This is a genomic window from Micromonospora sp. NPDC003944, assembly GCF_053605225.1.
In genome coordinates this window covers 1-22,613 of sequence record NZ_JBSGIV010000074.1, presented here as the reverse complement: position 1 = coordinate 22,613, position 22,613 = coordinate 1, and the positions used below count along the sequence as shown (strand labels likewise).

At 70.7% G+C, this 22,613-nt stretch carries 21 protein-coding genes; 16 read left to right on the top strand and 5 right to left on the bottom strand.

Features of this window, described 5'->3' with window-relative positions; translation table 11 throughout:
- The first annotated feature begins 59 nt into the window (after window positions 1-59).
- A complete protein-coding gene (locus ACWER9_RS27415) occupies window positions 60-497 on the top strand; it encodes a hypothetical protein (protein ID WP_091394593.1) in 438 nt (145 codons plus the stop codon).
- A 141-nt stretch (window positions 498-638) separates the two neighbouring features.
- On the opposite strand, the gene ACWER9_RS27410 is transcribed toward ACWER9_RS27415, so the two are convergent.
- Window positions 639-2,270, bottom strand: a complete 1,632-nt coding sequence (locus tag ACWER9_RS27410) for a glycoside hydrolase family 13 protein (RefSeq protein WP_452304551.1) — start codon at window positions 2,268-2,270, stop codon at window positions 639-641.
- 32 nt (window positions 2,271-2,302) lie between these two features.
- Window positions 2,303-3,349: a LacI family DNA-binding transcriptional regulator gene (locus ACWER9_RS27405; RefSeq protein ID WP_452304550.1), complete on the bottom strand. Its 1,047-nt coding sequence runs from the start codon at window positions 3,347-3,349 to the stop codon at window positions 2,303-2,305.
- 189 nt (window positions 3,350-3,538) lie between these two features.
- On the opposite strand from ACWER9_RS27405, the gene ACWER9_RS27400 reads away from it, so the two are divergent.
- From ACWER9_RS27400 to ACWER9_RS27360, 9 genes are all read left to right on the top strand, one after another.
- Entirely contained in the window at window positions 3,539-4,243 is a 705-nt protein-coding gene (locus tag ACWER9_RS27400) for a glycosyltransferase family 2 protein (RefSeq protein WP_452304560.1), read from the top strand.
- A gap of 71 nt (window positions 4,244-4,314) precedes the next feature.
- Window positions 4,315-4,656, top strand: coding sequence for a hypothetical protein (locus ACWER9_RS27395; RefSeq protein WP_357352590.1), 342 nt, complete (start codon window positions 4,315-4,317; stop codon window positions 4,654-4,656).
- Window positions 4,657-4,933: 277 nt separating this feature from the next.
- Window positions 4,934-6,001, top strand: a complete 1,068-nt coding sequence (locus ACWER9_RS27390; protein ID WP_452304559.1) for a BMP family lipoprotein — start codon at window positions 4,934-4,936, stop codon at window positions 5,999-6,001.
- A gap of 189 nt (window positions 6,002-6,190) precedes the next feature.
- Complete coding sequence (locus tag ACWER9_RS27385) at window positions 6,191-7,798, top strand: ABC transporter ATP-binding protein (RefSeq protein ID WP_452304558.1); 1,608 nt, start codon at window positions 6,191-6,193, stop codon at window positions 7,796-7,798.
- 76 nt (window positions 7,799-7,874) lie between these two features.
- Window positions 7,875-9,251, top strand: coding sequence for an ABC transporter permease (locus ACWER9_RS27380; RefSeq protein ID WP_452304549.1), 1,377 nt, complete (start codon window positions 7,875-7,877; stop codon window positions 9,249-9,251).
- Between the two features lie 3 nt (window positions 9,252-9,254).
- The gene (locus tag ACWER9_RS27375) at window positions 9,255-10,535 is read left to right on the top strand and encodes an ABC transporter permease (protein WP_452304548.1); all 1,281 of its coding nucleotides are present in this window, start codon (window positions 9,255-9,257) and stop codon (window positions 10,533-10,535) included.
- 136 nt (window positions 10,536-10,671) lie between these two features.
- On the top strand, window positions 10,672-11,376 hold the full coding sequence (locus tag ACWER9_RS27370; protein WP_452304547.1) for a cytidine deaminase: 705 nt from the start codon (window positions 10,672-10,674) through the stop codon (window positions 11,374-11,376).
- Between the two features lie 75 nt (window positions 11,377-11,451).
- The gene (locus ACWER9_RS27365) at window positions 11,452-12,732 is read left to right on the top strand and encodes a thymidine phosphorylase (RefSeq protein ID WP_452304557.1); all 1,281 of its coding nucleotides are present in this window, start codon (window positions 11,452-11,454) and stop codon (window positions 12,730-12,732) included.
- A gap of 110 nt (window positions 12,733-12,842) precedes the next feature.
- Complete coding sequence (locus ACWER9_RS27360) at window positions 12,843-13,523, top strand: DUF4272 domain-containing protein (protein ID WP_091394559.1); 681 nt, start codon at window positions 12,843-12,845, stop codon at window positions 13,521-13,523.
- A 2-nt stretch (window positions 13,524-13,525) separates the two neighbouring features.
- Here the strand turns inward: ACWER9_RS27360 and ACWER9_RS27355 are convergent, their stop codons facing one another.
- Together ACWER9_RS27355 and ACWER9_RS27350 are read right to left on the bottom strand one after the other, a co-directional pair.
- On the bottom strand, window positions 13,526-14,419 hold the full coding sequence (locus tag ACWER9_RS27355; protein ID WP_452304546.1) for a putative RNA methyltransferase: 894 nt from the start codon (window positions 14,417-14,419) through the stop codon (window positions 13,526-13,528).
- Window position 14,420: 1 nt separating this feature from the next.
- On the bottom strand, window positions 14,421-14,909 hold the full coding sequence (locus ACWER9_RS27350; protein WP_452304545.1) for a MarR family winged helix-turn-helix transcriptional regulator: 489 nt from the start codon (window positions 14,907-14,909) through the stop codon (window positions 14,421-14,423).
- 57 nt (window positions 14,910-14,966) lie between these two features.
- Between ACWER9_RS27350 and ACWER9_RS27345 the strand changes: the two genes are divergently transcribed.
- The gene (locus ACWER9_RS27345) at window positions 14,967-15,401 is read left to right on the top strand and encodes a PPOX class F420-dependent oxidoreductase (RefSeq protein WP_452304544.1); all 435 of its coding nucleotides are present in this window, start codon (window positions 14,967-14,969) and stop codon (window positions 15,399-15,401) included.
- Window positions 15,402-15,453: 52 nt separating this feature from the next.
- Window positions 15,454-16,527, top strand: coding sequence for an adenosine deaminase (locus ACWER9_RS27340; RefSeq protein ID WP_452304543.1), 1,074 nt, complete (start codon window positions 15,454-15,456; stop codon window positions 16,525-16,527).
- Window positions 16,528-16,529: 2 nt separating this feature from the next.
- Here the strand turns inward: ACWER9_RS27340 and ACWER9_RS27335 are convergent, their stop codons facing one another.
- Window positions 16,530-16,898: a hypothetical protein gene (locus ACWER9_RS27335; RefSeq protein ID WP_452304542.1), complete on the bottom strand. Its 369-nt coding sequence runs from the start codon at window positions 16,896-16,898 to the stop codon at window positions 16,530-16,532.
- A 427-nt stretch (window positions 16,899-17,325) separates the two neighbouring features.
- On the opposite strand from ACWER9_RS27335, the gene ACWER9_RS27330 reads away from it, so the two are divergent.
- The 4 genes from ACWER9_RS27330 to ACWER9_RS27315 all read left to right on the top strand — a co-directional run bounded on the left by ACWER9_RS27330 (window position 17,326) and on the right by ACWER9_RS27315 (window position 22,334).
- Window positions 17,326-20,862, top strand: a complete 3,537-nt coding sequence (locus ACWER9_RS27330; RefSeq protein ID WP_452304541.1) for a nitrate- and nitrite sensing domain-containing protein — start codon at window positions 17,326-17,328, stop codon at window positions 20,860-20,862.
- Window positions 20,859-21,263: a roadblock/LC7 domain-containing protein gene (locus ACWER9_RS27325; RefSeq protein ID WP_030329023.1), complete on the top strand. Its 405-nt coding sequence runs from the start codon at window positions 20,859-20,861 to the stop codon at window positions 21,261-21,263. The genes ACWER9_RS27330 and ACWER9_RS27325 overlap by 4 nt, the downstream gene beginning before the upstream one ends.
- A gap of 98 nt (window positions 21,264-21,361) precedes the next feature.
- On the top strand, window positions 21,362-21,739 hold the full coding sequence (locus ACWER9_RS27320) for a DUF742 domain-containing protein (RefSeq protein WP_030329021.1): 378 nt from the start codon (window positions 21,362-21,364) through the stop codon (window positions 21,737-21,739).
- A gap of 1 nt (window position 21,740) precedes the next feature.
- Entirely contained in the window at window positions 21,741-22,334 is a 594-nt protein-coding gene (locus ACWER9_RS27315; RefSeq protein ID WP_007455465.1) for a GTP-binding protein, read from the top strand.
- The last annotated feature ends 279 nt before the right edge of the window (window positions 22,335-22,613 follow it).

Below are 22,613 nucleotides of genomic sequence, written 5' to 3'. Positions count from 1 at the left end.
ACGGGCGACAACCGAGGAGAACCGCGTCGGTGCTCGCGTTCGCGGACCATGATGAGCCGGTGGGCGCACTCATGACACTGGACCTGCCGGCGGACTCACCGCTGCTCGGGCTGCCGTGGATCATCACCTTCGGTCCGCTCGGTGACCTCGACGAGTGGGAGCCGGTGGTCTGCGGGCCGTACGAGCGACCGCACGCGTTGGCCCTGGCCGAGGCGGTGGTGGCCGAGGAGCAGCTGATGGCGGTGGTGGAGCCGTTGCTGCCGGCGTTGTCCGCCGACGAGATCCGCAGCGAGATCGCCGCCGCGCAGGTCGCCGCCGAGGACGAGGCCCGCCAGGTGGAGGGGGCCGACCTGTACGGGGACTTCGAGGACGTGATCGACGAGGAGTTGGACGCGGCAGCCGACGAGGCCGGCCACGGCGAGCCCGCCGAACCGCCGGACGAGGCCGAGGTACGCGCCGGTTTCACCCGGATCGCGGCGTTGCTCACCGCGAAGTAGACGGCACGGACACCGGCGCCACGCGGAGCGGACTCCGCGCGGCGCCGGTGGCACCTCACCCCCCACCACAAGGGGTCGGTAGCCCAGTCGCCCGTCGGCGCGAGGCACGACGAACGACCAGGTCGAGAACGAGTTACCCGTTCAGCGCCGTTCCAACCAGACTGCCGCGTCGATTGGCAGCAGATGACCGGAGCCCTGCTCGGTGAGCGTGTCGCTGGCGACGAGCGGCTGACCGTACCCGTCGATCAGGACCGGCGCGCCGCTGAGGTTGACCACGCAGGTCAGCACGGTCGCGCCGGCGGTGCGCGAGAAGGCCAGCAGGCCCGGCTCGGTCTGCCGCCAGGTGACCTCGCCGGCGTCGAGGGCGAGCGCGGGGTGGTCGTGACGGATCCGCAGCGCGGCCCGGTACAGCTCCAGGGTGGAGCCGGGCACGCCGGTCTGCGCCGCGACGGACAGGGCCCGCCAGGTCGCCGGGGCGGGGAGCCAGCTCAGCTCGCTGCCGGCCGGCCCGAAGCCGTACGGGGCCAGCTCGCCGCTCCACGGGATGGGTACCCGGCAGCCGTCGCGGCTCTCGCCGGTGCGCAGGAACGCCGGATCCTGGCGCAGCTCGTCGGGGAGGTCGAGAACCTCCGGCAGGCCCAACTCCTCACCCTGGTAGAGGTAGGCGCTGCCGGGCAGGGCGAGCATCAGCAGGCTGGCGGCCCGGGCCCGGCGCAGCCCTTCGGCGCCGTCGCCGTAGCGGGTGACGTGCCGCTGCTTGTCGTGGTTTGACAGCACCCAGGTGGTCGGCGCCCCCACGACGGTAGCCTCGGCCAACGCCGTGTCGATCACCTTGCGGAACGAGTCGGCCGACCAGGTGGCGTCGAGGAAGTCGAAGCCGAAGGCCTGGTGCAGCTCGTCCGGGCCGATGTAGCGGGCCAGGCGTTGCGGCGTCTCGGCCCAGGCCTCGGCGACAGCCATCCGGCCGCCCGGGTAGCTGTCCAGGATGGGCCGCCAGGCACGGTAGATCTCGTGCACCTCGTCCTGGTCGAAGTAGGGGAGCCGGGCCTTGCCGAGCAGCTCGACCTGGCGTTGGCCGGTGGTCGAGCTGAAGCCGACGTCCGGCAGCCCTTCGGCCTTGATCATGCCGTGCGCCACGTCGACGCGGAATCCGTCGACGCCGCGGTCCAGCCAGAACCGCAGCACGTCCTCGAACTCGGCGCGGACCTCCGGGTGGCGCCAGTTCAGGTCCGGCTGCGACGGGTCGAACAGGTGCAGGTACCACTGACCGTCGGCGGTCCGGGTCCAGGCGGGGCCGCCGAAGATGCTCTCCCAGTCGTTCGGCGGCAGCTCGCCGTGGGCGCCCTGGCCGTCGGCGAAGAGGTAGCGGGCCCGCTCCGGTGCGCCGGGGCCGGCGGCGAGTGCGGCGGTGAACCAGTGGTGCGCGCTGGAGGTGTGGTTGGGCACCAGGTCGACGATGATCCGCAGGCCGAGGGCGTGCGCGTCGGTGACCATCGCGTCGAAGTCGTCGAGGGTGCCGAACATCGGGTCGACGTCGCGGTAGTCGGCCACGTCGTACCCGCCGTCGATCATCGGCGAGGTGTAGAAGGGGGTCAGCCAGAGCGCGTCCACCCCGAGGTCGCGCAGGTACGGCAGGCGCTGCCGGATGCCCTGGAGGTCGCCGATGCCGTCGCCGTCGCTGTCGGCGAAGCTGCGGACGTACACCTGATAGACGACCGCGGAGCGCCACCAGTCGTCGTCGGCGGCGTGGTGCGGGGTGGCGGCGCTGATCATCCGTGCAATATGCCGGCCGGTCGTTGCAAGAGTCAAGCAGATCTTGCGTAAGAGAGACGGGCGGAGCTGGGCGCGACAGCTGTGGAGCCGCGTACCACCAGCTCCGGGCGGAACAGGTACTCCGAGTGCGGGGCGCCGTGCCCGTTGATCTCGTCCACCAGGGCGCGGACGGCGGCCACCGCCATCGCCGTGACCGGCTGCCGCATGGTGGTCAGCGGCGGGTCGGTGAAGGCCATCAGCGGGGAGTCGTCGTAGCCGACCACGGAGAGACCGTCGGGCACGTTGAGGCCCCGTTGGCGGGCCGCCCGGACCGCGCCGAGCGCCATCAGGTCGGAGCCGCAGACCACCCCGGTGACGCCGCGGTCCAGCAGTCGGCCGGCCGCCGCCTCGCCACCCTCCACTCCGAACAGTGACAGCTCGGCGAGGGGGGCCAGGTCGGCTTCGGCGACGCCGGCCAGCCGGGTCATCGCGGAGCGCCAGCCGGCCACCTTGCGCTGTACCGGTACGAACCGGTCCGGGCCGGTGATCAGGCCGATCCGCCGGTGCCCGAGCGCGACCAGATGGGCGACCGCCAGCTCCGCCGCCTCGCGGTCGTCGCAGGAGACGAAGGGCGCGCCGATGCCGGGCACGTACCCGTTGATCATCACGACCGGCAGCGGCCGGGCGAGCAGCGCCCGGTAGCGGTCGTGGTTGGCGGCGGTGTCGGCGTGCAGGCCGGAGACGAACACGACCCCGGAGACCTGCCGGTCCAGCAGCATCTCCACGTACTCGTCCTCGGTCACGCCGCCAGCGGTCTGGGTGCAGAGCACCGGGGTGAACCCGCTCTGCGCCAGAGTGGACTCGATGACCTGGGCGAAGGCCGGGAAGATCGGGTTGTCCAGCTCGGGCACCACCAGGCCGACCAGCCCGGCGCTGCGCTTGCGCAGCCGGGCCGGGCGCTCGTACCCGAGCACGTCGAGGGCGGTGAGGACGGCCTGCCGGGTCTCCGCGGCCACGCCGGGGCGGTCGTTGAGCACCCGCGACACCGTGGCCTCGCTGACTTCGGCCTGCTGGGCGATGTCGGACAGTCGAGCGCGCATGGCGGCACTGTAGCCCACCGGCAAGTTCTTGCGGGGTGCTCTGCAAGCTCTTCCGTGGCCTGCAACGTCTTGCTGCGGCCCGGCGGCGAGAGCGGGGTTGATCGATTTCCGCTGACCCGAGGTAGGGTGCTCCGGCGCCGCGCCGATGCTGCCGTTCCCCGGGAGAGTCCTGTGCACCTGTCGATCCTGATGGCGGTCTACAACGAAGCGGAACGCGTCGCGGAGGCGGTGAAGCGGACCCTCGCCGTGCGGTACCCGTGCGAGATCGAGATCGTGGTGGTCGACGACGGTAGTACGGACGAGACCGCGGAGATCCTCGGTCGGCTGGACGACCTGCGACTGCGGGTCGTGACGCACCCGCGAAACGCGGGCAAGGGCGCCGCGATCAAGACGGCCGTGGACAACGCCCGCGGCGAGTACATGGTGATCCTGGACGCCGACCTGGAGTACGACCCGCAGGACATTCCGAAGCTGTTGGCGCCGGTGCTGGAGGGGCACGCGACGGTCGTCTACGGCAACCGCACCTTCGGCAGCCACAGCGCCTACAGCTTCTGGTACGTGGTCGGAAACCGGGGGATCACCACGGCCGCGAACGTCCTGTTCAACTCCTACATCGGTGACCTGGAGACCTGCTTCAAGCTGATGCCGGTGGAGCTGTACCGGTCGCTGGACATCCGGTCCCGGGGGTTCGGCATGGAGGCCGAGGTGACGGGCAAGCTGCTGCGCCGACAGATCCGCCCCTACGACGTGCCGATCACCTACCGGGCGCGGGGCCGTGCCGAGGGTAAGAAGATCACCTGGCGGGACGGGGTGGAGGCGTTGTGGATCCTGGGCCGGGAGCGGGCCCGGCGTCGTCCCGGCGTCGTCCCCGTCAAGACGCTCGCTGACCGCTGAGGACCACGGATCCGCGCCAGTCGGCGGTTCTGACTACTACGATCCGTCGTTCATAGGGGAGGATGGCGACCGTGGAAGCTCTCAGACTCATCCTCCTTTACGTCCACCTGATCGGGTTCGCTCTGCTGCTCGGCGGCGCGATCGCCCAGTACGCAAGCGGTCGGCTGCGGATCAACCCGGCCATGCTCTGGGGTTCGGTGATCCAGTTGCTGACCGGGCTCGGCCTCTCCGCGCCCCTGCGCGACGGGGACGAGCCCGCACCGGCGAAACTTGTGACGAAGTTGGTCATCGCGCTACTGATCTTCGTCATGGTCTTCTTCTCCCGTAAGCGGGACGTGGTCAACCGCGGTCATTTCCTCGCGATCGTCGGTCTGACCCTGGTCAACGCGGCAGTCGCGGTCTTTTGGCGGTAACGTCCGGGGGAGGAGACGCCTCCAAGAAACGGACTTTGCGGACGGTGCGGCGCTCGGTTACCAGCACTGAGAGTGACGTGCCCCACGCAAGGGTTACACCCGGGTAACAGGCGTTCAACAGTCGTGCACGATTGTCGGCCGGTGGGTGGGCGCGGGCGTACGCTCCCGTCCGTAACGTGGGACAGCCGGCGGCACACCCGCAGGTCGGCTGATGGGCTGCCACCGCACAAGGCGCGGTGTGCAATGGGAAGGAGACGTCTTGCGCTCGGTGCGTGGGATGCGGATCGCCTCGATCGTCGCGGTGGGTGGGCTCGCGCTCACCGCCGCCGCCTGTGGCGAGGCCCCCAAGGATGACAACAACGCCGGCAGTGGCGCCAAGAAGTTCAGCGCCTGCATGGTGACCGACGTCGGCGGCATCGACGACAAGTCGTTCAACACCTCGGCCTGGAAGGGTCTGCAGGAGGCCAAGGCCGCCAACGACAACATCGACATCAAGTTCGTCGCGTCGAAGGCCGAGGCCGACTACGAGCCGAACCTGACGCAGTACGTCAACCAGAAGTGCAACTTCATCCTGGCGGTCGGTGGCCTGATGGCCAACGCCACCTCGAAGATCGCCAAGGCGAACCCGAACCAGGAGTTCGGCATCGTCGACGCGAACACGGGTGACGCCAACGTCTACCCGATGCAGTTCGACACCGCGCAGGCCGCGTTCCAGGCCGGCTACCTGGCCGCCGGGATGAGCAAGAGCGGCAAGGTGGGCACCTACGGTGGTCTGCCGATCCCGCCGGTGACCATCTTCATGGACGGCTTCGTCGACGGTGTGAAGTACTACAACACCGCCAAGGGCAAGAACGTCCAGGCGCTGGGTTGGAACAAGGAGACCCAGAAGGGCTCCTTCACCAACGACTTCGCCAAGCAGGACGAGGGCAAGAAGGTCTCCGACGCGCTGGTCGCCCAGGGCGCGGACATCATCATGCCGGTCGCCGGCGGCTCCGGCCTCGGCACCACGGCCGCGGCCAAGGCGTCGGGCGGCAAGTACAACACCATCTGGGTGGACGTCGACGGTTGCGAGAGCACCCCGGACTGCGCGGCGATCATCACCACCGTCGTCAAGAACATCCCGGATGCCGTCAAGGAGGCCGTGGTCAAGGCCGCCGCCGGTGACAAGCTGCCGGCCACGCCGGGCTTCGTCGGCACCCTTGCCAACAACGGTGTCTCGATCGCCCCGTACCACGACTTCGACAGCAAGGTTCCGGCCGAGCTGAAGGCCGAGGTCGACAAGATCAAGGCGGACATCGCCGCTGGCACCATCACCGTCACCTCGAAGGCCCAGCCGACCAAGTGACAACCGGCCGGCTCCTCCGGTGAGATCATCGGGGAGGTCGGCGGGGACAGCTACGACCGATCGGCCGCTCTGGCTCTGCGGGTGCCCCGCGGGGTCGGAGCGGCCGATCGCGCACCACGGCGGCCGGGCCGGTCCGGTCGGTTCAACGGCAGCTAGGCTGCACCATCGCTCGCACTCCAGGAGGTTGCGCTGAGACTCGAACTGCGCGGCATCACCAAGCGGTTCGGTGATCTGGTCGCCAACGATCACATCGACCTGACGGTGGAGCCTGGAGAGATTCACGCCCTCCTCGGCGAGAACGGCGCGGGCAAGTCGACCCTGATGAACGTGCTCTACGGGCTCTACCAGCCCGACGAGGGCGAGATCCTGGTCGACGGCAAGCCGCTGAAGCTGAAGGGCTCGTCCGACGCGATCGGCGCCGGGATCGGCATGGTGCACCAGCACTTCATGCTGGTGCCGGTCTTCACCGTCGCCGAGAACATCATGCTCGGCGCCGAGCAGACCCGGGGCGGAATCGCCGGCTTCCTGGACCGGCGTCGAGCCCGGCGCGAGGTCACCGAGGTGTCCGAGCGCTACAACCTGCGGGTCGACCCGGACGCGGTGATCGAGGACCTGCCGGTCGGCATCCAACAGCGGGTCGAGATCGTCAAGGCGCTCACCCGCGACGTCGACCTGCTCATCCTGGACGAGCCGACCGCCGTGCTCACCCCGCAGGAGACCGAGGAACTGCTGACGGTCATGCGGTCGCTCAAGGCGGCGGGCAAGTCGATCGTCTTCATCACCCACAAGCTCGGCGAGGTCAAGGCCATCGCCGACCGGATCACCGTGATCCGACGCGGTAAGACCGTCGGTACCGCCTCCCCGGAGGCCAGCCGTGACGAGCTGGCGGCGTTGATGGTCGGGCGCAACGTCCGGCTCACCGTGGACAAGTCCCCGGCCACGCCGGGCGAGCCGGTGCTTGAGGTGTCCGGCCTGGTCGTCGACGACGACCGGCAGATCCGCGCGGTGGACGGCATCGACCTGACCGTGCGCGCCGGCGAGGTGCTCGGCGTGGCGGGCGTGCAGGGCAACGGTCAGACCGAGCTGATCGAGGCGATCATGGGCCTGCGGCCGGTGCTCGCCGGCACGGTCAGCCTGGCCGGCGACCGGATCGACGGCTGGAAACCCAAGAAGGTGCTCCGGGCGGGCGTCGGTTACGTGCCCGAGGACCGCAGCGTGGACGGCCTGGTCAAGGAGTTCAGCGTCGCGGAGAACCTGGTGCTGGACATCTACGACCGGCCGCCGTTCGGTTCCGGGCTGGCGTTGAAGCCGGACGCGATCGCGGCCTCGGCGAAGGAGCGGATCGAGCAGTTCGACGTCCGTACCTCATCGGCCGACGCGGCGGTGGGCACCCTCTCCGGCGGCAACCAGCAGAAGGTGATCGTGGCCCGGGAGCTGTCCCGGCCGCTGAAGCTCTTCATCGCCGCCCAGCCGACCCGTGGCGTCGACGTCGGGTCGATCGAGTTCATCCACAGCCAGATCATCCACGAACGCGACGTCGGCACCGCAGTCATGGTGGTCTCCAGCGAACTCGACGAGGTGATCGGGCTGGCCGACCGGATCGCGGTGATGTACCGCGGTCGGATCATCGGCATCGTCGGCCCGGACACCCCTCGTGAGGAGATCGGCCTGCTGATGGCCGGCATCAGCCCGGACGCGGCCCACGAAGCCGTCGCGGCACCCGCCGACGGCGAGCCCGAAGCGGCAGACGGGAGCCCGGCGAGCGACGCGGGCTCCGCGAGCGAGGACAAGGCATGAGCGAGCGCCAGCGAGTGAAGCATGGTTGTCGGGGGTCGGTGCGTCATGACGTCAGGCAGCGAAGCGGAGTGACGGCATGACCAACCCTTCCAACCCGCAGTCCGGCTCGCCGGACAAGGAGCCGGCGAGCGAGGCGCAGGCCGCGCAGAACGCGCTCGGCAACACCGAACGGGCCGAGGTGGCGACCGAGCCGGACCGCTCGGTGGCGAAGCCGGACCCGACGCCGGAGTCGAAGCCGAGCCTGGGCCGGTTGTTCCTGGACAACCTCTGGGCGGCCAACACCTTCACGGTGACCCTGCTGTCGCTGGTGCTGGCGATCGTGGTCGGCGCGGTGCTGATGATCATCTCTGATCCCGCGGTGCTCTCCACCTACTCGTACATCACCTCCCGCCCGTCCGACGCGATCAACTCCAGCTGGACGCTCGTCAGTGAGGCGTACGCCAACCTGTTCAAGGGCTCGGTCTTCGACCCCGAGGCGTTCTCCGCCTGGGTGAACGGCACCGGCGGTTGGCAGGCGGTGCTCGCGCCGATCTCGGAGACGCTCACCTACACCGCGCCGCTGGTCTTCACCGGCCTGTCGGTGGCGCTGGCCTTCCGGGGCGGCCTGTTCAACATCGGCGCCCAGGGCCAGGCCACGATCGGCGTGATCATGGCGGCGCTGGCCGGCTTCCTGCTGCCGCTGCCACCCGGCCTGCACCTGCTGGTGGCGGTGCTTGCCGGCGCGCTTGGCGGGGCGATCTGGGGTTTCATCCCCGGCATCCTCAAGGCCCGCGCCGGCGCGCACGAGGTGATCAACACGATCATGCTCAACTACGTCGCCACGTACTTCCTGACCTGGCTGATCGTGCAGAACGGCGTGCAGGACCCGACCCGTACCGACGCGATCAGCAAGGCGGTGGACAGCTCCGCTCAGCTGCCCCGACTGCTCGGCGACAACCTGCGGGTGCACGCCGGCATCCTGCTCGCCGTACTGGCCACCTGGGCGGTCGCCTGGCTGCTCAACCGCTCGACGCTCGGCTTCGAGCTGCGCGCGGTCGGTGCCAACCCGGACGCCGCCCGGACCGCGGGTATCAGCGTCACCCGGACGTACATCCTGATCATGGTCTTCGCCGGAATCCTGGCCGGTCTCGGCGGCTCGAACATGGTGCTCGGCTCCACCGCCAGCGCGTTGACCCCGCTGGTGGTCGCGCAGATCGGCTTCGACGGCATCCTGGTGGCGCTGCTGGGGCGGGTGAAGCCCTGGGGGGTGCTGCTCGCCGCGCTGCTGTTCGGGGCGCTGCAGGCCGGGGGTAACCGGATGCAGTCGTACTCCGGGATCTCGCTTGAGCTGGTGACGGTGCTCCAGGCGTTGATCGTCATCTTCATCGCCGCGCCGGCCCTGGTGAAGGCGATCTTCCAGCTCCGGGCCGCACGCGCCGCCCGGTTGCAGACGAGCCTGGCGAAGGGCTGGTAACTCATGTCCACCATGGCTGTCCCCGACATCGCCGTCGCCCCCGTCGACGAGGGCTTCTGGACCCGCAGCCGCAAGGTCGGCCTCACGCTGCTGGGGCTCGGCCTGCTGTCCGCGGTGCTCTTCGGCGCGCTCGCCACCGACCAGCAGGCCCGGTTCACGCTCAGCGACGACGCGGCAGGCGCCGCCTTGGAGATCAACGGCACGATCGGGGCGATCCTGTTCGGGATCATCACGATCGCCGCCGGCGCGGCGTTGCTCGCCGGGGTGCCGAAGCGGTGGTTCCTCCCCGTGCTCGGCGTCGGGCTTGTCGCCTTCGTTCTGTCGTTCCTCTGCTGGCAGGTCTCCGCCGCGCCGGCCGGGCAGAACTTCATGCCACTTGTCAACATTCTCCGGGGCACGTTCATCCTGGCCCTGCCGCTGATCTTCGGTGCGCTCGCCGGTGTGCTCTGCGAACGCTCCGGCGTGGTCAACGTGGCCATCGAGGGCCAACTGCTGATGGGCGCGTTCAGCGGGGCCCTGTTCGGCAGCATCTCCGGCAGCGTCTGGGTGGGCCTGGTGGCCGCCGCCCTCGGTGGCGCGTTCATCTCGCTGCTGCTCGCCGTCTTCGCCATCCGCTACCTGGTCGACCAGGTCGTCATGGGCATCGTGCTGAACCTGCTGGCGGTCGGTGTCACCGGCTTCCTCTACGAGCGGCTGATGCAGACCGACGCCGAGAAATACAACAGCGCGCCCCGCTTCAGCAACTGGGAGATCCCGCTCCTGAAGGACATCCCGGTGCTCGGGCCGGCGCTGTTCCGCGGCAACATCTTCCTCTACCTCGGGCTGCTCCTGGTGCTGGTGATCCACATCGGGTTGTTCCGTACCCGGTGGGGGCTGCGGACCCGCTCGGTCGGCGAGCACCCGATCGCCGCCGACACGCTCGGCGTCAAGGTGCTGCGGGTGCGCTACCGCAACGTGCTGCTGGCCGGCGTGGTCGCCGGCATCGGCGGGGCGTCCTACACCCTCGCGCTCTACTCGTTCACCAAGAACATGATCGGCGGTAAGGGCTTCATCGCACTTGCCGCGCTGATCTTCGGCCGGTGGAACCCGACCGGGGCGCTGCTCGCCGCGCTCTTCTTCGGCTTCGCCGACCAACTCGCCACCTACCTGGGTGCGATCAGCAGCTCGATCCCCAGCCAGTTCCTGGCCATGCTGCCCTACCTGGCGACCATCCTGGCCGTCGCCGGGCTTGTCGGCCGGGTCCGGGCGCCGGCCGCCGACGGCAAGCCGTACATCAAGGGCTGACCGCACCATCCTGTTGATCAAGAGGTTTCGGTCAGGAAGGGCGTTGTTCGTGACGCAAACCTCTTGATCAACAGGGCGGGGAACCACACCCCGCCCTGCCTGCTTCTGACCTGGGCTGCGTGGGCAGAATGGTGGCATGACCGACATTGACTGGGCGCAGCTGCGCGCTGCCGCCACCGACGCGATGCGGCACGCGTACGCGCCGTACTCGACGTTCCCGGTCGGCGCCGCCGCGCTCGTCGACGACGGCCGCGTCGTGGTCGGCTGCAACGTGGAGAACGCCGCGTACGGGGTGACGCTGTGCGCCGAGTGCGGGGTGGTGTCCAGCCTGCACGCCACCGGCGGTGGTCGGCTCGTCGCGCTCTCCTGCGTCGACGCGACAGGCGAGCCGTTGATGCCGTGCGGTCGGTGCCGCCAGCTGCTCTGGGAGCACGGCGGGCCGGAGTGCCTGATCGAGAGCAAGACCAGGCCGCTACGGATGGCCGAGCTGCTGCCGCACGCCTTCGGCGTGGAGGATCTGGAGGCGGTCACCGGGGAGACGCCGGTGCCGGTGGTCCCGGAGCGGCTCGCCGCCTGGCGAGGGCGTGGCACCGTCTTCGTGCACCCGGACATGTCCGCCGGTCAGCAGGTGTGGACCGCGTACTGGGAGCGTTCGGCGGGGGACGACGCGAGCGCCGAGACCGGGGTGTTGGAGGAGGCGCCGAGCTGGGACGACCCGGCCGAGGCGATCGTCTGGGGCATGGCCCGGACCCCGCGGGTGGTCGTGGTCGACGCCACCGGCACCATCTTCTGGGCCGGCGAGGGTGAGCCGCCTGCGGAGATCCCGGTGCGGTGGTCTTAGTGGTTGCGGTCGGCCCCCGCCCCGGCGTGGTCGACCGCAGTCGGTAGGGATCTGCAACAGACGAGGGAAGAACTTCTGATGAGTTTTGCTGCTGTTGACGTCATTCGGGTCAAGCGCGACGGGGGTGTGCTGTCGGACGCGCAGATCGACTGGGTGGTCGACGCGTACACCCGGGGGGTCGTCGCCGACGAGCAGATGTCCGCGCTGGCGATGGCGATCCTGCTCAACGGCATGACCGGGCCGGAGATCGCCAGGTGGACCGCTGCGATGATCGCCAGCGGGGAGCGGCTGGACCTGTCGGCGGTCCGCCGGTCGACTGTTGACAAGCACTCCACCGGCGGCGTCGGCGACAAGATCACTCTGCCGCTCACCCCGCTGGTGGCGGCGTGCGGCGCGGCCGTACCGCAGCTCAGTGGCCGGGGTCTCGGGCACACCGGCGGCACGCTCGACAAGTTGGAGTCCATTCCGGGCTGGCGGGCCACTGTGAGCAACGACGAGTTCATCGCCCAGCTGGACGAGGTCGGCGCGGTGATCTGCGCGGCCGGTGCCGGGTTGGCCCCCGCCGACCGCAAGCTGTACGCGTTGCGCGACGTGACCGGCACCGTGGAGGCGATCCCACTGATCGCCAGCTCGATCATGAGCAAGAAGATCGCCGAGGGCACCGGGGCGCTGGTCCTCGACGTCAAGGTCGGCTCGGGCGCCTTCATGAAGTCCGTCGACCAGGCCCGTGAGCTGGCGCGCACCATGGTGGAGCTGGGCGGCGCGCACGGAGTGCGGACGGTCGCCCTGCTCACTGACATGTCCACCCCGCTGGGTCTAACGATCGGTAACGCCGTCGAGGTGACCGAGTCGGTCGAGGTGCTCGCCGGTGGCGGACCCGCAGACGTGGTGGAGCTGACCCTCGCGCTGGCCCGGGAGATGCTCGACGCTGCCGGCCTGCCGGACGCCGACCCGGCGGCGGCGCTGCGCGACGGCCGGGCCATGGACTCCTGGCGGGCGATGATCCGGGCGCAGGGCGGCGACCCGGACGCGCCGATGCCGACGGCCCCCGAGGTTGAGGTGGTTCGCGCCGAGCGGGACGGGTACGTCGCGGCCGTCGACGCGTACGCCATGGGGGTTGCGGCGTGGCGACTCGGCGCGGGCCGGGCGCGCAAGGAGGACCCGGTCAGCGTGCCGGCCGGGGTGGTGTTGCACAGGCGGCCGGGTGACGAGGTGCGGGCCGGTGACCCGCTCTACGAGCTGCGGGCCGAGGACCCGGCACGGATTCCGGCCGCGCTGACCGAGGCCGCGAACGCGGTGCGGATCGCGTCGACGGCTCCGGCGGCGACGTCGTTGGTCATCGAACGCATCGGCTGATCGAACCGCCGTCGCCCTGACGTGGTGCCGGTCACCTGGGAGCGCTATTGTCGCAGGCCAAGGGGGGACAACCGGCCTTGCGCCGGCGCGAGCAGACAGGAAGATCCGCCGTGACCGTTGCTGCCCCCGACCCACGTGAGGTGCGCGAGGCGAGCCTGGACGAGCTGTCCCGGCTCGGCCTGCCGTTGCCGCCGGCCCAGTTTCCCCTCGTTTGGGAACCGGGCGACCAGATCGACCTGCGCCCGACCGGGGAGATCGAGGCGCGGATCGCGGTGCTGCACCTGATCCTGGCCCGCTGCTTCGGGATGCCCCCGCAGGCGGCGATGAGCTGGCTGCTCGGCTCGCACCTGGTCGACATGGTCACCCCGCCGGAGTGGCAGTTCGTGATGGGCGGCAAGGGCGACCACCGCTCGTTCGTGCTGCACCACGACGCGCTCTTCGCGCTGGCCTGGGTGCTCGGGCTGAGCAAGCAGCTCGACCCGACGCTCGCCGTCGACGAGCGGCTGGTCGAGCGGCTGCCGCACATCGCCGAGGGGGAGACCTTTCCGCACTGGCGCTCCCGGATCCTCACCGCACCACAGCACCCGGCCGACGCGGCCGCCCTGCTCGACCTGCACTACTGCCTGGACTGGGCGTACCTGGAGACCGAGCGCGGCGGCCGACGTGCGCCGGGCCTCGTCGACGCGAACGCGATCGGGCAGCGGCGCTGGGCGCTGGAGTGGGCGGTGATCCTGCGCGGGCCGTACCACGACGAGCCGCCCGGCTGGGAAGAGGTAGACCTCTCCACCTGAGGTCAGCGAGGTCGCAGGACGTCGAGTCGGACCGCCACGGTGACCCGCACCGGCTCGGGTAGGGCGGCCAGCCGGGCGTCGAGCGCGGCCGGGTCGGTGTGCCAGGCGTTCGGGCCCATCCCGACCACTGCGGCGACCTCTGCCCGGCCGAGGGCCAGCTCCGCCCGGTGGGTCGCCGAGCTGACCAGGGTGAAGTGCCCGCCCAGGCTGCCGGTCACCCGGTCGGCCTTGTCCGGGTCCACCGTGAGCAGGTCGAGGGCTGCCACCAACTCGGCGAGGTGGCCGGTGTCGGGCGTGACCACCAGCAGCGTGCCGGCCGGGTCGAGCACCCGGTGGAACTCGGCGCCGTTGCGCGGGGCGAAGACGTTGAGCAGGACGGTGGTCGAGGCGTCCGCGAGCGGCAGCCGCTGCCAGGTGTCGGCGAGCGCGGCGGCGGCCCGGGGATGCGCGCGGGCCGCGCGCCGCAGCGCCGGCTTGGAGACGTCAAGGGCCAGACCCACGGCGTCCGGCAGCGCCGCCAGCACCGCGCCGAGGTACCGGCCGGTGCCAGCGCCGGCATCCACCACCAGGGGGTACGCCCCGAAGTCGGGCGCCGAGGGCTCTGCCGGGTACGGGGCGCCGAGACGGCCGACGGCGTCCGTGGCGGCAGTGGCGAGGGCGGCGGAGATGAGGTCGTAGTGCCCGGCGGCGAGGAAGTCCGCCCGGGCGGCCACCATCTCGGCGGTGTCGCCGGCGTGCGGGGCACGTCCGGCGAGCAGGTTGACGTAGCCCTGCCGGGCGATGTCGAAGCTGTGCCGGCGCGGGCAGCGCAACGCCCGGGCGGTGCCGGCAATCGCCTCGGCGAGTGGCTCGCCGCAGACCGGGCAGCGCAGGCGGTCGAGGATGCGCGGGTCCACCTCAGACCTCCGGGTCGTGCCGCGGGCGGGTTGCCCGTCCGCCGAGCTTGTCGACCACCCGGTGGGTGAGCGCCCCGAGCGCGTCGATCTCGGCCGGGCTGAGCAGGTCGATCAGGTGCCGGCGGACGGCGGCCACGTGGCCGGGGGCGGCGGACTCGATGGCCTGCCGCCCGGCGGGGGTGAGGACGACGACCGAGCCCCGGGCGTCGTCGGCGCACTCCGCCCGGGTCACCAGCCCGCGCTGCTGCATCCGGGTCAGGTGGTGGGAGAGCCGACTGCGCGACCAGAGCATGCGGTCGGCCAGCTCCCGTAGGCGCAGCCGCCCCTGCGGGGTCTCGGAGAGGTCGGAGAGCACGTCGTAGTCCGCCTCGGAGAGGCCGGCGTCCTGGGTCAGCTCCCGGGCCAGCTCCAGGTCGAGCAGCCGACGCATACGGCGGTAGCCGCGCCAGGCGCGGTCCTCCCGTTCGTCCAACCACCGGGCTGCGTCCATCCGACGAGTCTAGCGGTTCGTTGACACGTCACCGATATGCCGCCTAAGTTCGATGACATGTCAACGAAATCTCTCCACGGTGACCCCGCCCTCTGGGAGTTGTTCGGTGAGCGGGGGCGTGGGGTGCTTGTCACCCTGCGCCGGGACGGCCGACCCCAGTTGTCCAACCTCGACTACCTGGCCGAGCCGGGCCTGATCCGCTGCTCCACCACTGGTGACCGGGCGAAGGCGCGCAACCTGCGCCGTGATCCTCGGGCGAGCTTCCACGTGAGCACGCCGGACGGTGGCGCGTACGCGGTCGCCGAGGGGGTGGTGACCCTCACCGATCCGGCCGCGGCCACCACGGACGAGACTGTCGACGAGTTGGTCGAGGTCTACCGGCGGATCCGCGGCGAGCACCCGGACTGGGCGGACTACCGCGCTGCGATGGTCGCGGACGGGCGGCTCGTGATCCGCCTCCAGGTGCATCGGGTGTACGGGTGGCGGCCGTGACACCCGGCCGGTCCCGTCCCGGCCCGCCAGGGCCGCTGACTAGGGTCTGAGCATGGTCGCAACTATCCGGTACGAGGACATCGTCAAGGTTCCGAAGGCGCTGCTGCACGACCACCTCGACGGTGGCCTGCGGCCGGCGACGATCGTCGACCTGGCCGCCGAGGTGGGCCACGAACTGCCCACCGCCGACCCCGAAGCGCTCGGACGCTGGTTCGCGGACGCGGCGGACTCCGGCTCCCTGGAGCGCTACCTCGAGACGTTCGCGCACACCGTGGCGGTCATGCAGACCGCGCCGGCGCTGCGTCGGGTGGCTCGCGAGTGCGCCCTGGACCTGGCCGCCGACGGCGTGGTCTACGCCGAGGTGCGCTTCGCCCCCGAGCAGCACCTGGAACGTGACCTCAGCCTGGACGAGGTGGTCGAGGCGGTGCTGGCCGGGTTCGCCGAGGGCACCGCCCTGGCGGTCGAGGCGGGCCTGACCATCCGGGTGGGCACCCTGCTCACCGCGATGCGGCACGCTGCCCGCTCGCAGGAGATCGCCGAGTTGGCCGTGCGGCACCGGGACGCCGGGGTGGTCGGCTTCGACATCGCCGGCGCCGAGGCGGGCTTCCCGCCCACCCGGCACCTGGACGCCTTCGAGTACCTCCAGCGGGAGAACTTCCACTTCACCATCCACGCCGGGGAGGCGTTCGGTCTGCCGTCGATCTGGCAGGCCATCCAGTGGTGCGGAGCGGACCGGCTCGGCCACGGCGTGCGCATCGTCGACGACATCGCCTCCGACGGCTCGCTCGGGCGGCTCGCCGCGTACGTCCGGGACAAGCGGATCCCGTTGGAGCTGTGCCCCTCGTCGAACGTGCAGACCGGCGCGGTGGCCTCGATCGCGGACCACCCGATCGGCCTGCTGCGGGACCTGCGCTTCCGGGTGACAGTCAACACCGACAACCGGCTGATGAGCGGCACCTCGATGTCGCGGGAGATGTCGCTGCTCGTGGAGACGTTCGGCTACGGCTGGAAAGAGCTTCAGTGGTTCACCATCAACGCGATGAAGAGCGCCTTCATCCCGTTCGACGAGCGGCTGCGGATCATCGACGAGGTGATCAAGCCGGCGTACGCGAAGTTGCTCGCCTGACCTCAGCCGTGCGGGTGGCCGGCGAGCAGGCCGGCCACCCGGCGCAGCACCTCCCGGGCCCGGGCCGCCTCCGCGCCCAGCCCCATCTGCCGGCGCAGCACCGCGGGCTCGGCCCGCAGCAGAGCCACCCCGCGTCGAACCAGCACCCGAGGCGCCTTGCGCTGCTCGGACAGGTCACGGGCGAGTCGGCGCAGGAAGGTCGCCCCGCGCGGACGGCGCAGCGCGTACGCGCCGGCGAGCAGGCCGCGGCGACGGCACTCCTCGACGATCTCGGCCGCGAAAATCCCTTCGGCTACGAAAAGTGGCGATCCGGCGACATCAAATGGCCGGGTGGCTACCCGTCGATCCGCGCCGATCGCATAAACCGGCACATCGGCTCTGCCCTCACGGGCTAGTTGGGCAATGATTTCCACCGCACTGGGGGCGTCCCAGGACTGCGGTGATTCCCAATCCACCTGGCCGTTTCGTCGTGGCAACGTAGGGTCATCGCCGTCTTTGTAGAAGTCGTCCAAGCAGAGCACCGGCAAGCCGGTTTGCTGCGCTATGTACGACTTTCCTGACCCAGAAGGGCCTGCCAGCAGGACAACGCGGTGGGGATGTTCCATTACCTTCAGTTACTCCGGCCAGACGGACTGCTATCAAATCGCATCAACATCTCATCACACCTTCGGTCGGGGACAACCTGGGCTTTCTTCTTGCCGACCGGCGTGATGGAATCTCGGGGGTCCGACCCGCCGGGTCGGTCGCTGGGCGTTGCCCGGGGCAACGCGTTGAAGCTGTAATCGCGAGGACGGTGACGTGAGCAAACGGCCAAAGCCGGCGGGCTCCTTCCTGTCTCGGCTGCGCCAGCCGGCCAGCCGGCTCGGGGACATGCCGATCTGGTCCAAGCTCGGTCTCATCATGATCGTGCCGACCATCGCCACGGTCGTGGTGGGCACGAGTGGTCTCATCGACCATGTGGAGACGCTCAACAATGCCAACCGAGCTGGCGATCTGGCGAACCTGTCGAGCTACTCAGGTGATCTGGTCGACGCTCTGCAGGACGAGCGGACAGCCGCCGTGCTGCTGCTCGGGGCGAACGGGACGCAGCCGAAGGCGCAGTACCAGGAGGCGTACAACCGGGTGAACTCCCGGGTGGATCAGGAGGCGAGCCCCTACCGCCAGCAGCGGGCCGAGATCGAGGACCTGCCGAGCAGCATGGACGGTCTGCTCGACAGCATCGACCAGAACCTGCAGGACCTGTCTGGCGTACGCAGTCAGGTGTTCAACGGCAAGCTCGCGCTCACCGAGGCCGTGCAGGCGTACGAGGGACTGATCAGCGACCTGCTCGCGATCCGCGACTCGTCCACGCAGCTCGCCGGTGACAACCAGCTGAGCGACCGGATGCGCGCCGCCGCGGGGGTCGCCCGGGAGAAGGAGTTCCTCTCCGCACGACGGGTCGTGGTGCACCGCGCGCTTGGCGGAAAGCTCCTGACCCCGGCACTGCGCAGGGACTACGTCGCAAGTGACACCGGCCAGCAGCAGGCTCTGCAGAGCTTCAAGGCCGTCGCCACCCCGGACGACGCGAAGTTCCACGACCAGACGGTCGCGGGCGGCGACCGCCGGCAGGCACAGAACTACACCGGCTGGATCGACGGCAACACCACCGGCGACATGCGCGGTGCGCCGTTCGGCCCGGACCAGTGGGAAGCCGCCATGACGGCCAACGCCAAGCTGGTCCGCACCGTCGAGACGAAGCTCGACAGCGAAGTGGTCGCCCAGGCCGACAAGATCCGCTCGGACGTCCAGCGCCAGGTCTTCCTGGAGACCGGTCTGCTGCTCAGCATGCTGTTGCTGGCCATCCTCTTCGCGTACCTCGTCGCCCGCTCGATGGCCCGCTCGCTGCGCGAGCTGCGGCAGGGCGCGCTCTCCGTCGCCCAGTACGGCCTGCCGCAGGCGGTGGCCCGGCTGCGCGACCCGCAGGTCGTCGGGCAGCTCACCCCGGTGCAGCTGGCCAACCAGATCGCCGAACCGCTGCCGGTGCGCAGCAAGGACGAGTTCGGTCAGGTGACCGAGGCGTTCAACGCCGTCCACCTGGAAGCCGTCCGGACGGCCGCCGAGCAGGCCGCGCTGCGCGCCTCCGTCGCGACCATGTTCGTCAACCTGGCCCGCCGTTCACAGATCCTGGTCGACCGCCTCATCGGGCACCTCGACCGGCTGGAGCGCGGCGAGGAGGACCCGGACCGGCTGGCCGAGCTGTTCCAGCTCGACCACCTGGCCACCCGGATGCGCCGTAACGACGAGAACCTGCTGGTGCTCGCCGGTGCCGACTCCACCCGTGTGCAGCGTGAGCCGGCCGCTCTCATCGACGTGCTGCGCGCCGCGCAGTCCGAGGTCGAGCACTACACCCGCATCGAGTTCGGGGTGATCGACCGCGACATCGAGGTCGCCGCCCACGCGGTCAACGACCTGGTGCACCTCGTCGCGGAGCTGTTCGACAACGCCACCGCGTTCTCCCCGCCCGATTCGCAGGTCATGGTCGAGGCTCGCCGTGTCGGCGACCGCTCCTCGCTGTACGTCGAGGACCGCGGCATCGGCATCAGCGCCGAGCAGTTGCACGACCTCAACGAGCGGCTCGCGACGCCACCGCAGGTGGACGTGGCCGTGTCCCGGATGATGGGCCTGGTCGTGGTCGCCCGGCTGGCGTCCCGGCACGGTGTCCGGGTCGAACTGCGCCCCGGCAACGATCGCGGCACGGTCGCCGACGTGACCCTGCCCACCTCGGTGCTGGTGCCCAGGGCGCTCTCCGGTCGGGTGCAGCAGCCTCCGGCGCTGCCGGCGGCCGGTGCTCCCCAGTTCGGTGGCCCGCAGTCCGGTGGGCCCGCGCCGGTCTTCGGCGCGCTCCCCGCGCTTGGCAACGGTCCTCGCCCGAGCGAGTCCGGCAACCAGGTCACCCTTGGCGGTCGTCCGTTCGAGCCCGCGTCGCGCAACGGTGCCGGCACCCCCACCAACGGCGGTGCGTACCGCTCGATGCCGGCCTGGTCCGACCTGACCGGTGCGGCGGGCGCGAACGGTGTCAACGGCGGCGACGGGTTCACCCCCCGGTCGGCAAACGGCCAGGGGACCGACCCGCTGCCGCAGCGCCGGGGCGGGGACGAGAGCCCGACCACCGGCCAGCAGCCGGCCATCCCTCGGCAGCTGCCGAGCAGCCCGGAGGCGCCTCCGTACTCGGCGCCGCCGGTCTCCGCGCAGCCCTACTCGGGTGCGCCGTACGGCGGCGCGCCGGTGTCGGCCGCTCCGGCCTCCGGGCAGCCGTACGCCGGTCCGCCGGTCTCGGCGGCGCCCGTGTCGGCCTCGCCGGTCTCGGCCTCGCCAGCGTCCGGTCAGCCGTACTCGGCACCGCCCGCCTCCGGCCAGTCGTTCAGCGGGTTCGCACCCCGCTCCGCCCCGCCCGCGCCGGCAACCAGCGCCCCGGCACCGCCGGCCTGGCCGCCAGTGCCGGGTGCCGACCGGGACACGGCCACCCCGCCGGTGCCCGAGCGGCTCGCCGCCGCCCTGGACATGACGACGGAGCTGCCGCGGGTTCCGCGGCCCGGTGAGCAGCCGGCCGCGGCGCAACCTCCCGCCCCGGCGCCGACCCCGGCTCCGGCTCCACAGACTCGACCGGCACCGCAGCAGCCGCAGGCGCAGAACCGCCAGCGGTACGCGGACGAGACGATGGAGCTGCCGATCTTCCGGGAGCTCGAGTCGGCCTGGTTCCGTACTCGTCGCCCGGGATCCGAGGAGACCGCCGCCGGCGCCCAGCCGGCGACGAACGGCGACTCCGCGACCCAGCAGTTCGCCACGGTCGAGGCCAGCGGTCGGGCAGTCCACAAGACACCACCCGGGACGACAGGTAACACACCGATGGCAGACACTCCGACGGTCGGAGGCACGCCGCGGGACAACGGCTCCACAGCGAACGGGGGCAACCGCCCCAGCCTCGCCGAGAGCCTGCCGAACCGCCGGCCCCAACCGCAGAGCAACGGCTGGCAGACCGCCGCCGACGACGGCTGGCGTGCCGCCTCAGCGGCGGCCGGCGCGGCGCCGGTGAGCGAGACCACCACGACCGGTCTGCCGAAACGCAAGCCGATGGCGCAGCTGGTGCCCGGCGCGGTGGAGAAGCCCACCGCCTCGGTCCAGCGGCGCTCCCCGGAGGCGGTCCGTGGCCTGCTCTCCGCCTACCACCGGGGCGTGCAGCGAGGGCGTAGCACCTCGGACAACCCGACCAGCCCGGAGGCGACTCCGGGAGGGCAATCCTCGCAGTCTGGCTCAGGCCCGGTGGCCGGGAGCGGGCAGAAGGAGCAAGAAGGATGACAACTACGCAGGATCTTGGTTGGCTGCTCGCCAACTTCGCCGACCGGGTGCCCGGCGTCGCGCACGCGGTCGCCGTATCGGCGGACGGCCTACTCCTCGCGTCGTCACGGGATCTGCCGCGCGACCGGGCAGATCAGCTCGCCGCGATCTCGTCGGGTCTGGTCAGCCTGACCCAGGGGGCAGCCCGCTGCTTCGAGGGAGGCGCGGTGTTGCAGACCGTCGTGGAGATGGACAATGGCTTCCTGTTCCTGATGTCCATCTCGGACGGCTCGTCCTTCGCCGTGCTGGCAGCGCGCAGCTCCGACGTGGGCCAGGTTGGCTACGAGATGGCGCTGCTCGTCGACCGGGTGGGCGACGCGCTGACCCCGCAGCCGCGTGCGGCTGCGGGAATGCTGGGCTGACGTCTCGCCGATCGTGAGGTCGGCACGACTGCAACAACGACAACGACGGGTTTCACCGGTGGGAGCCGGTAGCGGGTGCGAAGGAGGTGAGCGGCGAGATGGCCGATCGTGACGAACCGACCGGAGCGTTGGTCCGTCCATACGCCGTGACCCGTGGTCGCACCCGTCCTCGGCTCGACATCGCGCTGGAGGCGCTCGTCGAGACGACGGTGCGCGGCCGGGCCGCTGCCAATGGCAACGGCGGCCAGGGCCGCGAACACCAGTACATCGCCGCGCTGTGTGACGGACGCGTGCAATCGCTCGCGGAGATCGCGGCGCGGATGCAGCTCCCGCTCGGTGTGGCCCGGGTGCTCATCGCCGACATGGCGACGGACGGCCTGGTCGCGGTCCACGAGCCGACCATTTTGGACGACTCCGACGACGCGGTGGGCACTGAACTGCTGGAGAGGGTGCTGAGTGGACTTCGCAGGCTCTGACATGTCGCACCGCCCGCCGAACCCGAGCGGCCGCGTGACGTCGGCGAAGATCGTAATCGCCGGTGGATTCGGCGTCGGTAAGACGACGCTGGTCGGCTCGGTCTCGGAGATCACGCCGCTGACCACCGAGGCCATCATGACCTCCGCTGGCGTGGGCGTCGACGACACCCGGCAGGTGCCGGGCAAGACGACGACCACGGTGGCCATGGACTTCGGCCGGATCTCGATCGACCGTGACCTGATCCTGTACCTGTTCGGTACGCCGGGTCAGACCCGTTTCTGGTTCATGTGGGACGAACTGGTGCGGGGTGCGATCGGCGCGGTCGTGCTGGTGGACACCCGCCGGCTGGCCGACTGCTTCGCGGCGATCGACTTCTTCGAGCACCGACGCCTGCCGTACCTGGTGGCGATCAACTGCTTCGACGGTATGCAGTACCACGACCCGCAGGACGTCCGGGACGCCTTGGCGATCTCGAGCGACGTGCCGGTGGTGGCCTGCGACGCCCGTAACCGGGAGTCGACGAAGCACGTGCTGATCTCGCTCGTCGAGTACGTGCTGACGATGCGCCGTACGCGCGCCGTCGCCCCGGCCTGACCGCGGCGCTGCACGCCCCCGGTGGTGGCTCTGGCCGCCACCGGGCGCTGCCGGCCGCCCCCGGTGAGTGCCTCCGCGCCGGCTCGTCGCACGGGCCAGCCAGCGCGCCGCCCAGCCGCCTCCTGACGACCTGAAAGCTGTCCGCCCCTACCCCGGGGCGGAGGCTCACCCACGGTCCTCGCGAGGCGGCTTCTGCGTGCCCGGGGGTCGCTCGCTGACACGGAGCCACGGCCCTCACCGGCCGACGCGTCCGCACCACTCCGACCCTGAACTGGACCG

Coding starts and splice junctions, on each gene's coding strand:
- ACWER9_RS27325 (WP_030329023.1), top strand. CDS start 20,859: ATGACAACTACGCAGGATCTTGGTTGGCTGCTCGCCAACTTCGCCGAC.
- ACWER9_RS27370 (WP_452304547.1), top strand. CDS start 10,672: ATGACCGACATTGACTGGGCGCAGCTGCGCGCTGCCGCCACCGACGCG.
- ACWER9_RS27400 (WP_452304560.1), top strand. CDS start 3,539: ATGGCGGTCTACAACGAAGCGGAACGCGTCGCGGAGGCGGTGAAGCGG.
- ACWER9_RS27350 (WP_452304545.1), bottom strand. CDS start 14,909: ATGGACGCAGCCCGGTGGTTGGACGAACGGGAGGACCGCGCCTGGCGC.
- ACWER9_RS27375 (WP_452304548.1), top strand. CDS start 9,255: ATGTCCACCATGGCTGTCCCCGACATCGCCGTCGCCCCCGTCGACGAG.
- ACWER9_RS27320 (WP_030329021.1), top strand. CDS start 21,362: ATGGCCGATCGTGACGAACCGACCGGAGCGTTGGTCCGTCCATACGCC.
- ACWER9_RS27315 (WP_007455465.1), top strand. CDS start 21,741: ATGTCGCACCGCCCGCCGAACCCGAGCGGCCGCGTGACGTCGGCGAAG.
- ACWER9_RS27380 (WP_452304549.1), top strand. CDS start 7,875: ATGACCAACCCTTCCAACCCGCAGTCCGGCTCGCCGGACAAGGAGCCG.
- ACWER9_RS27410 (WP_452304551.1), bottom strand. CDS start 2,270: ATGATCAGCGCCGCCACCCCGCACCACGCCGCCGACGACGACTGGTGG.
- ACWER9_RS27340 (WP_452304543.1), top strand. CDS start 15,454: ATGGTCGCAACTATCCGGTACGAGGACATCGTCAAGGTTCCGAAGGCG.
- ACWER9_RS27405 (WP_452304550.1), bottom strand. CDS start 3,349: ATGCGCGCTCGACTGTCCGACATCGCCCAGCAGGCCGAAGTCAGCGAG.
- ACWER9_RS27390 (WP_452304559.1), top strand. CDS start 4,934: ATGCGGATCGCCTCGATCGTCGCGGTGGGTGGGCTCGCGCTCACCGCC.
- ACWER9_RS27345 (WP_452304544.1), top strand. CDS start 14,967: ATGTCAACGAAATCTCTCCACGGTGACCCCGCCCTCTGGGAGTTGTTC.